Genomic DNA, 10,784 nt, shown 5'->3' on the forward strand with positions numbered 1-10,784 from the left:
CTCCTTCGGCCAGCGTCTTGCTGCCGGCCAACAGGCCGGATCCGGCGACGCCCGGGGCTCCCGTCACGCCCTCACTAAGCGCCTGCGTGCCGACGGAGAGCTTCTCCGAGCCCGACTCCAGAGTGTCAGCGGCATAAAGCAGACCGGGCTTCTCGGCATCTCCGGGGGTACCGTCCATGCCATAGACCAGCTGCTGGGTGCCGGCTGAGAGCTTCTGCGTGCCGGCGGACAACGTGGAGCTGCCGGCGGCCAACGCGGCAGTGCCGTCGATGAGCCCTTGCTTGTCCGGCGTGCCAGTGAGGCCTGCCGCGATTTGTCCGGTGCCGTCGGAAAGCTTGCCCGTGCCGACAGACAGCGCGGTTGAGCCGTCAGCCAAGGACTGCACTGCGTTGAGCAGACCTGGCTGGGCGGGGTCGTCCGGCTTGCCGTTGACCCCCTCCATCAGTTGCTGGGTGCCTGCATGCAATGCCGTGGAGCCTTCCGCCAGTTGCTTGCTTCCATTGGAAACCTCCACTGCACCATCGGCAAGCTGCTGGTTGCCGGCGACAAGTCCCGGCTGCGCGGGATCGTCGGGCACACCGTTGAGGCCAGCTGACAGTTGTGCTGTGCCACCGGCGAGCTGTTGGGCTCCCGCTGACATTTGCTGGGCGCCGGCGACAAGGCCGGGACTGGTGGGATCCGTGCTGTTGATTTTTTGGTCCAGCACGCCAAAGCCGCCTTGGAGCTGTTGGGTTCCGGCGGCGAGGGCGGCACTGCCCTCGGCTGCCTGCAGTCCGCCCGCTTCCAGCTGCTTCAGTTGGTCCAGAATCAGTCCCAAAGGTATGACCGGCGTGGTTTCGGCGGTTTCACGTAGCTTTGTCAGCCCCTCCTGCAGTGCCGCGAGCCCTTCGGCGTCGACGCCTTCAGAGGAGCCGTGACCGGCCAGTTTTGCTGCGCCTGCCGCCAGTTGGTTCGCGCCGTCAGCTAGATTTTCCGGTTCAGTGCCGGTGGCTGAGGCAGTGAGGGCTGCTGAGAGCTGGGCGGCCCCGGCTTCGAGTCCCTGCGCGCCCGCGCTGAGCTGCTGGGCGCCGGCATCGGTCTTTGCCGCACCGGCACCGAGAGCCGCTGCGCCTTTTGCGGCGGCGGCGGCCCCGGTGCTCAGCTGCTGTGCACCGGTGTTGAGCTTGCCGGCGCCGGTTGACAGATCGCCCGCACCCTTGTCGACGGCCCCGATGCCGGGGGCCAGCTGGGTCTTGACACCGTCGGCCAAGGTGGCAGCGCCGGTCTCGAGTTCCTTGGAGCCGGCGTACAGCTCCTGGGCGCCGGCGTTGGCCGCGAATACGCCCGGGGCCAACTGGTTTTTGACGCCGTCGGCGATCGTTGCCGCACCTGTGTTCAGTTCGGTTCCTCCGGCTGCCAGCTGACCGGCGCCGTCGGCCACCGAGTAAACGCCGGGGGCAAGTTTGTTGTGGACATCGGCGGCAGTTTTGGCTGCTCCGTCGGACAATGCGAGGGCGCCATCGTTGGCGCTCACGAGTCCGGGAGCCAGCTTGTCTTCGATACCCTGGCTGAGCGTCGTTGCTCCGCCGGAAAGTTTGGTGGCGCCTTCGCTGGCAGCCGTGGCGCCTTCTGCCGCTGTGGCTGCGCCCTTTGGACAGTGCGGTAGCACCCTCGTCGAGGTCGTTGGCTCCGTCATGGAGTTTGTTCGCCCCGGCAGCAGTGAGCTTGGTGCCATCGTTGAGTTGTGACGCGCCCGTGGCAATTTTGGTGGTGGTCAAGGCGAAGAACACGATCAGCCCCAGGACCAGCAAACCAAGAATGGCGTGGGCAATGTAGTGATTTCTGGCGGACCTGTGCAACGGCGGGCCTGTAGTGCTGCGGGGCATAAGCAGTTCCTCACTGAAGTTGGGAAATGTGATGCAGCTAACAAATTAAGCTACTGACGAGTAACTTACATGAGCGAGTGGTGCTTAAGTCAAGCGTTATGTAATTGTGACCAAAAGTTGGACCTGCTGCCCTTGCCATTTATGCCGAGATTTAGCGGCCAGATGCGCCCTATGGCGGCTTTCTGTATTTCCCGTGCCGGGAGCTCGAATCAAGGTGCTTGCTCGCAGTTTCCGGCGTTCTGCCCTGGTTATGAGAATTGCCGCCGTTCCCGCATTTTGCCGGAGGTGGACTGCGCAAAATGCGGGAACGGCGGCAATTGTGGTCAAGAGAAGCGGAATCTGGCGGCAACCTAGCAGTTGTGCTCAAGCCGTGGCCGGTCCAATGGGGCGGCTCACACCCTGCTGAGCGCGATTGGTTCCATCAGTTACTCGGCCAGAATGGCGTCGATCTGGCCCATTGCCTCGCGCATGCCTTCTTCCATGCCCATGGCGATCATCTTCGCCATCTGCTCCTCAGACTCAAAATTCGTTTTCACGCTCATCCGGGTGCGGCCGCTGAGATCCTCCAGCGTGAGCGTCAGCTTCGCTGCGCCAATGTCAATCACGGGATCCCCGTTGTCATCGGCAAAGCCGTCGGCCAATTCCAGGTGGTTCGGGGCCGTGATCGCAGTAAACTCCCACCAGCCACGCCCCTTCGACCCGTCCGGGCCCGTCATGAAATAGGCGGCCCGTCCGCCTGGCGTGAAGTCGTACTGCTCAAAGGTTGCCGGCCAGGTGGGCGGACCCCACCAGCGTTCAAGCTGGCGCGGGTCCTCCCAAATCTGCCAGACGCGTTCGACGGCGGCGTCGAACTCGGTCACTATGGTGAGGCTGAGTGCCTCGGGATTCTTGACGGAACTGATGACAGTCATGATGGTTCCTTTTCGGGTTCTTCTGACAGGATGTCGGCGATCCGCGCGGCACGCTGCCGCCAAATCGCCTCATATTCATCGAGCAGGCGGCGGGCTCTTCGCAGGCCTTCGTGGTTTGCCCCCACCAGCTGCTCCCTTCCGCGCCTTTCCTTGATGATCAGCGAGGCGCGTTCCAATACGGCCACATGTTTCTGGACCGCTGCGAAACTCATGGCGTAGTGGGTTGCGAGCCCGGACACTGAATATTGCGCCCCGGTGACCTTGCGGACAATGTCACGCCGTGTGGCATCGGAGAACGCCTGGAACAGGCGGTCAATGTCGGCTTCACTTACTTGATCTACAACCATTTGGTTGTAGATTACGCCCGTGCGGTTGCCGGCGTCAATGGATCTGGCTGCACAATTTGCGGCAGTTTCCACACCGCCCACCGTGCTAAAGCAGCGCGGCATCCAGCCTGCGTGCGCGGGCAGCGAAGGCGGCGACCTGCGGATCTGCGCCCACCAGCCGCTCCAAGGCGGCGACGGCGTCCGTGTCCGCGGCGCCCATGTCGGACGCCAGCCACTGGGAAAGTGCCGTGCTCGAGGAATCCGTGAGCAGCGCCGTCCGGACGGCCGCGTTGAGCTCTTCACGCAGCAGCTCCACAGCCTCTGCCGTCGAACGGCTCAGCAGCGGGGCGCGGTAGCGGGCCAGGGCCTCGCCCGCTTTTCCGGAGCGGAGCGCCGCCAGCACCTGGTTCGCGTCCACGACAGCCCGCACCGGACCTGCCAGCTGGTACGGGTTGGAGGTAATGACCGAACCCAGCACAGCCCGGAGCCGGTGCATTTCAATGCGCACATTTGCTGCCGTGCCGGTCTCCCCGTACAACTCATACGCGAGTTCGTCGGCGCTGAAACCCTGCTGGCGGGAACACAGCAGGACCAGAATCTCGGCACGCCGCAACGTCAGCGGCGCCCGCCGCCCGTCCGAATGCACGACCGCCGGCGTCTCGCCGAGCAGCTCAATGCCAGCGATTGCCCCCGCAGGTCCATGCCCGACGCCGGACCCGCCACCTTGCGTGCCATGCTCGCCCCGACCCGCCGCCGTGGGTCCAGCTCCAGCCGCCGCGGGGCCGGCGATTGCCGATGTGCGCCTGGCCCCGGCTGCCCTGCTGCCCAGGATTTCCTCCGCGGCCCGAACAGCGCACCGCACCATGCGCAGCGAGTCCGGCGTCAGTGTAGTCAGCGGTCCGGAAACGTCCAGCACGCCAAGGAGCTCCCCGGTCAGGGGGTGCCGTATCGGCGCGGCCGTGCACGCCCAGTCATGGTGTGTGCGCACCAGATGCTCGGCGGAAAACAGTTGCCCGGCAGAGCCGGTGCGCAAAACCTCGCTGATGGCGTTGGTTCCGATGCCGGATTCGGACCAGTCGGCACCTTCGGTGAATTCCAGGGAGTCGGCCTGGGCCAGGGCGTTCCGGCCGCCGACGCGCCACAACACCTCACCGGCGGCATCGGTGATGATCAGCAGCTGCCTCCCGCCGTCGGAATCATCTCCCAGCAGTTCCGTCAGTGCAGGGATGGCAGGGGAGAGAGGGTGTTCCCTGCGCAGGGCTCGGACCTCGGCCGGTTCGCGCACATGGTGGGGGCTGTGCTGGTCGGGGCTGATGCCCAGGGCGAGGGAGCGGCGCCAGGACTCCTGGATTCCGACGGCGATCTCGGCTCTGTTCCCGCCGCCAATGACGTCCTCATGGGCGTGGCGGAGCATGCGCGCATATCGTTCCGGGTCGCTGAATCGAAGCGCTGCGGTGGCGCCCGTGCCACTGGTGCCGGAGATCACCTCGGTCATGCATTTCTCCCTTCAGGTGACCATGGCTGGTCGTGAACGTCTCGGGTCGTGAATCTTGCCGGTCCCCGTGCGGGTGCCGCGGACGCAACGCCAGAGGACGCAACGCCAGCGCTGCAATGCCGAGAATGCAACGTCCTCGACGCGTGAAACGTCCATGCAACCCCCGACGGGCTTTACTTGTGATATCAATCACGTCAGACCAGTTTACGCTCTCCACCTTGGGGAGCGGAGCAGCGGACAAGGGAGTCGGCATGTCACCCACATCAAGCGGTACGGCCAGCAGCACCGGAAGACCCAGCACCACCACCACACCCACCAGCATTGTCACGGAGTGGCTCGAGGCGCTTGATGCGGCCTTGGCATCCCGGGACGTGGCTGCGGCGACGGCGCTTTTCGCCGACGACTGCTATTGGCGCGATTTTGTTGCGTTCACCTGGAACCTGAAAACCTTTGAAGGCCGGGAGCAGATTGGGCAAATGCTCACCGACCGGCTGGACCATGTGGCCCCCACCGGGTGGGCCCTCGCGGAGGACGCCACCGGCGATGCCGAAAACACCGAAGCCTGGATCAACTTTGAAACGGGTGCCGCCAACGGCTACGGGCACCTGCGCCTGAAGGACGGCAAATGCTGGACACTGCTGACCACCATGCAGGAGCTGAAGGGATTTGAGGAAAAGAAGGGCCGCAAACGCGACAGGGGCGTGGACCATGAGATCACCCGCGGCCGCAAATCCTGGCTCGAACGCAAAGAGGAAAGCGAGGCGCGGCTGGGCTACGACGAGCAGCCGAACACCTTGATCATCGGCGGCGGGCAGGGCGGGATCGGACTGGCCGCACGCCTCCGCCGCCAGGGCGTGCCCACCATCGTCGTGGAAAAGAACGCCCGGGCCGGGGATTCCTGGCGCAAGCGCTACAAGTCCCTGCACCTGCACGACCCGGTCTGGTACGACCACCTTCCCTACCTCAAGTTTCCCGATGACTGGCCCGTGTTTGCCTCCAAAGACAAGGTGGGCGACTGGCTGGAGCACTACACGGCCATCATGGAGCTCAACTACTGGTCCAGCACGGAGGCCGTCAAAGCCGCTTATGACGAGGCTGCCGGCGAGTGGGTGGTTGAGGTGAAGCGCGACGGCGTGCCCGTCACCTTGCGCCCCAAGCAGCTCGTGTTTGCGCTCGGCGTGTCCGGCTACCCCAACGTCCCGCACTTCGACGGCGCCGAGACGTTCCTGGGGGAGCAGTACCACTCGTCCCAGCACGCCGGAGGTGGCGACTGGACGGGAAAGAAGGCCGTTGTCATTGGTTCCAACAACTCCGCCCACGACATCTGCGCGGACCTGTGGGAGCACGGGGCAGAAGTCACCATGGTCCAGCGTTCCTCCACGCACATCTCCCGCAGCGAGTCACTCATGGACCTGGGCCTCGGCGGACTGTATTCGGAGGAGGCGCTGGCCAGCGGGGTCACCACGGAAAAAGCCGATCTGCTCTTTGCCTCGCTGCCGTACCGCATCCTGCCGGAAGCGCAGAAGCCCATCTACACGGAAATGGCGGAGCGCGACAGCAAGTTCTACAGCGATCTCGAGGCGGCCGGATTTGACCTGGACTTTGGCGAGGACGGCTCCGGCCTGTTCGTGAAGTACCTGCGGCGCGGCTCCGGCTACTACATTGACGTTGGCGCGTCCCAGCTGGTGATTGACGGGCGGGTCAAGATCGCCACCGGCCAGGTGGAAAAGTTGACGGGCAACGCGGTGGCCATGGACGACGGCACCGAGCTCGAAGCGGACCTGATCGTGTACGCCACCGGCTACGGGTCAATGAACGGCTGGCTGTCGGACCTGGTCTCGCCCGAGGTGGCCGATGCGGTCGGCAAATGCTGGGGCTACGGCTCGGACACCAAACGCGACCCCGGCCCCTGGGAGGGCGAGCTGCGCAACATGTGGAAGCCCACCAATGTCGAGAACCTCTGGATCCACGGCGGCAACCTGCACCAGAGCCGGCACTACTCCAACTACCTGGCCCTCCAGTTGAAGGCCCGGATGGAGGGACTGGACACGCCGGTCTACCAACGGCAGGAGTCATACCACACCCACTGACCTCCCGCCCCGCCAGCAAGCTCCCGGCACGCCGGGCAATACGTCCCGCAGCAGCGGTTCAAAAATCCTGACTCCCCGCGATTTTTGAACCGTTGCTGCGGGTCTTTTTGTGCCCAGAAGCGGCCTGTGGCCGGGCACGGCACGCAAGGCAGCCGGGCGCGGCACCCCGTGCAGCCGGGCACGGCACCCAAGGTGACGGTGTCCGGCGTCGTCCGCGATGCAGGCAACTTGGCCATGGCGGCTAAACTAGGGAACATCATGACTAATGCTGCCTTAATCCCCACTGTCACCGCTGAAACTCCTGTCCGGGTGCGGTTTTGCCCGTCGCCCACGGGCACCCCGCACGTCGGACTGATCCGCACCGCCCTGTTCAACTGGGCATACGCCCGGCACACCGGCGGGAAGATGATTTTCCGCATCGAGGACACCGACGCCAAGCGCGACAGTGAGGAAAGCTACCTGCAGCTCCTCGACGGCCTGAAGTGGCTGGGCATCACGTGGGACGAGGGTGTTGAGGTGGGCGGCCCGCACGAGCCGTACCGCCAGTCGCAGCGCGGGGACATTTACATGGCTGTCATCGAGAAGCTGGTTGCCGGCGGGCACGCATATGAGTCGTATTCCACACCCGAGGAAGTCGAAGTTCGTCACAAGGCGGCCGGCCGGGACGTTAAGCTTGGATACGACAACTTTGACCGTGACCTCACCGCGGAGCAGATTGCTGCTTTCAAGGCTGAGGGTCGTCAGCCGGCGCTGCGCCTGCGCATGCCGGATGCCGACATCACGTTCACCGACTTGGTCCGGGGCGAGATCACCTTCAAGGCAGGATCAGTCCCGGACTACGCAATTGTCCGCCCGAACGGTGCGCCGTTGTACACGCTGGTCAACCCCGTGGATGATGCCCTCATGGGCGTCACCCACGTGTTGCGCGGCGAGGACCTGCTGTCCTCCACGCCCCGCCAGGTGGCCCTCTACCAGGCGCTGTACGCGATTGGTGTTGCCGAGTACATGCCGCTGTTCGGCCACCTGCCCTACGTCATGGGCGCCGGGAACAAGAAGCTTTCCAAGCGCGATCCCGAGGCAAGCCTGTTCCTGCACCGCGACAACGGCTTCATTCCCGAGGGCCTGCTGAACTACCTGTCCCTGCTGGGCTGGTCGCTCTCCGCCGACGAGGACATCTTCACCGTGGCGCAGCTGGTGGAAAACTTTGACGTCAAGGACGTCGTGGCCAACCCGGCTCGTTTCGACATCAAGAAGGCCGAGGCCATCAACGGCACCCACGTGCGCATGCTCGAGGCCGGCGACTTCCGCAACCGCCTGGTTCCGTACCTTCAGGCTGCCGGCCTGGTGGGTGCTGAGCTGACGGAGCGGGAGAACGTCATCCTCGATGAGGCCGCCCCGCTGGTCCAGGAGCGCATCACGCTGCTGGGCGAGGCACCCGAGATGATCTCGTTCCTGTTCAAGACGGACGACGGCGTTGACGTCGCCGCGGATGCGCTGAAGGGCATGCCGGAGAACCTGGCCGAGGTCCTGGATGCTGCGTTGGCGGCCCTTGAGCCCCTTTCGACGTGGGACGCGGAATCGATCCAAGCCGCGCTGAAGTCCGCCCTTGTTGAGGGCCTGGGCGTCAAGCCGCGCTTGGCGTTTGGCCCCGTCCGCACGGCCATGTCGGGCCGCAAGGTGTCGCCGCCGCTGTTTGAATCCATGGTGATCCTGGGCAAGGACTCCTCGCTGGCCCGCCTGCGCGCGTTCCGGGGCTAACCACCTTGTCACTTCCTGTACCGCAAAACACCGTTGACTCCGCCCCGTTCGCAGGGCGGGTCAGCGGTGTTTTGTTTGATATTGATGAAACCATTGTTGACCTCTACCGGGCCATGGCGGATGCGATGGTGTCTGCCTCTGCCGGACTGCTGCCGGACTTTGCTGCGGCCGACTGGGACAATTTCGCAGCCCTCTACATGGCCGATGCGCACGACTACTACGACCGTTATGTGGCCGGTGAGTTCACATTCAGTGAGCAGCGTGGGTTACGGGCCCGGGCCGTCTTTGAACAGCTGGGCTTCGGTGGTTTTGACGCCGCCACCGAGCAGCGCTGGATCGCAGACTTTGAGACCGCCCAGCCGCTGTCGATCCGCGCCTTCGAGGATGTGGTCCCGCTGCTGGACGCCCTGGATGCCGCAGGAATTCCCTATGGCGCTGTCAGCAACAACGTCCACGACTACCAGCGCGCCAAGCTGGACCAGGCCGGGCTGGAGCGGATCTCCGTTCTCGTGGGGATCGACACTGTTGGGGTGGCGAAGCCTGCCCCGGAGATCTTCCTGGAGGGCTGCCGGCTGATTGGCACCGTGCCGGGGGAGACCTTGTACGTGGGGGACAACTTCATGGTCGACGGCGTCGGCTCGATCAACGCGGGCCTGCACGGGGTGTGGCTGAACAGGGACGGCAAGGCCATTCCGGAGGTGTTGGAAAGCGAAGCAGCCGCGGCCTCCGGGGTGGCTGCCATTGCTGATTTGCGCCGGATGCACGCGCTGATGGGACTGGACGGCGGCACCAACCAGCTGTGACGCACGGCTCAACAAAAAACGGTGTTCCCGTTTTGGTGTTCAGCAATCTCTCGGGTATAGTTTTATCCCGGCGCGAGGGCCGCAGAAACCCCGGGGAAACCCGCGGATTTCAGGGCCGCGCGCAGCCATTGGGATATGGTGTAATTGGCAACACATCGGTTTCTGGTACCGACATTCTAGGTTCGAGTCCTGGTATCCCAGCGCTTGCAAAAGCCGCCTTTCATTTGGCGAGCAAGGCAAACTTCAGGTAACATTCTTGAAGTTCGTTGAGCGAAAATGAATGTATTAGGGCCCCATCGTATAGCGGCCTAGTACGCTGCCCTCTCACGGCGGTAACACGGGTTCGAATCCCGTTGGGGTCACAAGCAAGGCCGGAAACCCACGGGTTTCCGGCCTTTTTGCTGTGCGGGGTGCCCGCCCTCGCCACAAATAGTTTTAGATCGTTGGGTTGTCGGTAATGATGCCATCAACACCCATGGCGAGCAGCTTGTCCTTCGTCGCGGCGTCGTTTACTGTCCACGCCCAGAGTTTCGCTCCCGCAGCGTGGGCCTGCTGGACGACGGTGGGCGTGATGTTTTCATGGAGCAGTGCAACGTGGTCAACCCAGGGCGGGTACTCGGCAGGAGGCTTCGTCGCCAAGTATTGCCCTGAGAACCCGAAACCTGCGAACATACGAGCAACGTTGGTGTCGAAGCAGGCGGATACGACCTGTTGACGGTATGGCCACAATTGCTCGACGTATCTATTCTTGGCGGCGTCCGAGTAGTCCTTGAGTTCAATCATGAGAACCACGTCGTTGCCGCCGTATTCGGTGATCACGTCAGACAGGAATGCGGCTGGGCCGGTGGCAGTCCCTGATGTGTTCTTAACCCTCAGGGCCTGCCATTGGGCTACGGTCATGTCCGCTACTTTGCCCGTGACCCCGCCAGTGGCGATCCTGTCCACGGTGGCGTCGTGGCAGACCACCAGAGTTCCATCCTTGAGCGGTCGCACATCCATTTCGAGAATCGTTCTGGGATAGTTCGCCACGCAGGCACGGAACGCAATCATCGACCCTTCCGGATAAAGGTCGCGCCCTCCGCGGTGGGAGGCCATAGCGGGGTAGCTGATGTTCCGCACCGGGTCGATGAGTCTCGTTCGGACTGATAATTGGTTATTGTCACCATCGATGCCTAGCACAGCTACTCCTATACCTGACAGTAGTAATGTGCGTCGAGTGAGATCCACGTTCTGGTTACTCCTTGGGGTGACACTTCGGGGGCCGGGGTGGGTGGTCGTGTCGAGTGTTGAGCACATGGCTGCTGGCCCGGAACTAACCAAGACGCCTTTGCTTGCAATGACAGGAGCAATGTCTTGCTTAGCCCCTGAGGTAGTCGGTAGCTGGGCTACTTCCTTCCGACTAACAAATGTACCCTTTGCAATGTCGCGGAGAGGATCAGACAGTTGATCCCCTTGCAGCGGTTCGGCGGCTCATATGCAGTCGTGTCGGGGCGGTTCAGCGGTTCAGGGGGTGGGTTTTGGGGGGTGGCCCCAGGG

At 63.6% G+C, this 10,784-nt stretch carries 8 protein-coding genes and 2 tRNA genes; 5 read left to right on the forward strand and 5 right to left on the reverse strand.

Annotated features, from left to right (window positions below; genetic code table 11):
* From ACT3TS_RS19000 to ACT3TS_RS19015, 4 genes are all read right to left on the reverse strand, one after another.
* On the reverse strand, positions 1-1,675 hold a 1,675-nt coding region (locus tag ACT3TS_RS19000; RefSeq protein ID WP_444533097.1), incomplete at its 3' end, for a hypothetical protein.
* 615 nt (positions 1,676-2,290) lie between these two features.
* The gene (locus tag ACT3TS_RS19005; RefSeq protein WP_444533098.1) at positions 2,291-2,776 is read right to left on the reverse strand and encodes an SRPBCC family protein; all 486 of its coding nucleotides are present in this window, start codon (positions 2,774-2,776) and stop codon (positions 2,291-2,293) included.
* Positions 2,773-3,123 (reverse strand): ArsR/SmtB family transcription factor, encoded by a 351-nt coding sequence (locus ACT3TS_RS19010; protein WP_444533099.1) that lies wholly within the window; start codon positions 3,121-3,123, stop codon positions 2,773-2,775. The genes ACT3TS_RS19005 and ACT3TS_RS19010 overlap by 4 nt, the downstream gene beginning before the upstream one ends.
* Before the next feature lie 85 nt (positions 3,124-3,208).
* Positions 3,209-4,597, reverse strand: coding sequence for a GAF domain-containing protein (locus ACT3TS_RS19015; RefSeq protein ID WP_444533100.1), 1,389 nt, complete (start codon positions 4,595-4,597; stop codon positions 3,209-3,211).
* A 251-nt stretch (positions 4,598-4,848) separates the two neighbouring features.
* Between ACT3TS_RS19015 and ACT3TS_RS19020 the strand changes: the two genes are divergently transcribed.
* From ACT3TS_RS19020 to ACT3TS_RS19040, 5 genes are all read left to right on the forward strand, one after another.
* Positions 4,849-6,687, forward strand: coding sequence for an NAD(P)-binding domain-containing protein (locus ACT3TS_RS19020; protein ID WP_444533101.1), 1,839 nt, complete (start codon positions 4,849-4,851; stop codon positions 6,685-6,687).
* A 258-nt stretch (positions 6,688-6,945) separates the two neighbouring features.
* Positions 6,946-8,445, forward strand: coding sequence for a glutamate--tRNA ligase (gltX, locus tag ACT3TS_RS19025; protein WP_444533102.1), 1,500 nt, complete (start codon positions 6,946-6,948; stop codon positions 8,443-8,445).
* 5 nt (positions 8,446-8,450) lie between these two features.
* Positions 8,451-9,248, forward strand: coding sequence for an HAD family hydrolase (locus tag ACT3TS_RS19030; RefSeq protein WP_444533103.1), 798 nt, complete (start codon positions 8,451-8,453; stop codon positions 9,246-9,248).
* Positions 9,249-9,377: 129 nt separating this feature from the next.
* Positions 9,378-9,449 (forward strand) — tRNA-Gln (locus ACT3TS_RS19035).
* An 88-nt stretch (positions 9,450-9,537) separates the two neighbouring features.
* Positions 9,538-9,610: transfer RNA gene (locus ACT3TS_RS19040), tRNA-Glu, on the forward strand.
* A gap of 73 nt (positions 9,611-9,683) precedes the next feature.
* On the opposite strand, the gene ACT3TS_RS19045 is transcribed toward ACT3TS_RS19040, so the two are convergent.
* Entirely contained in the window at positions 9,684-10,544 is an 861-nt protein-coding gene (locus ACT3TS_RS19045) for a glycerophosphodiester phosphodiesterase (RefSeq protein ID WP_444533104.1), read from the reverse strand.
* Positions 10,545-10,784: the final 240 nt, after the last annotated feature.

This window comes from Specibacter sp. AOP5-B1-6 (genome assembly GCF_052376555.1).
In the GTDB taxonomy this organism is placed as follows: Bacteria; Actinomycetota; Actinomycetes; order Actinomycetales; family Micrococcaceae; genus Specibacter.

Excerpts from the sequence above, each read along its gene's own strand:
- ACT3TS_RS19015 (WP_444533100.1), bottom strand. The coding sequence starts at position 4,597 with ATGACCGAGGTGATCTCCGGCACCAGTGGCACGGGCGCCACCGCAGCG.
- ACT3TS_RS19045 (WP_444533104.1), bottom strand. The coding sequence starts at position 10,544 with ATGTGCTCAACACTCGACACGACCACCCACCCCGGCCCCCGAAGTGTC.
- gltX (WP_444533102.1), top strand. The coding sequence starts at position 6,946 with ATGACTAATGCTGCCTTAATCCCCACTGTCACCGCTGAAACTCCTGTC.
- ACT3TS_RS19020 (WP_444533101.1), top strand. The coding sequence starts at position 4,849 with ATGTCACCCACATCAAGCGGTACGGCCAGCAGCACCGGAAGACCCAGC.
- ACT3TS_RS19005 (WP_444533098.1), bottom strand. The coding sequence starts at position 2,776 with ATGACTGTCATCAGTTCCGTCAAGAATCCCGAGGCACTCAGCCTCACC.
- ACT3TS_RS19010 (WP_444533099.1), bottom strand. The coding sequence starts at position 3,123 with ATGGTTGTAGATCAAGTAAGTGAAGCCGACATTGACCGCCTGTTCCAG.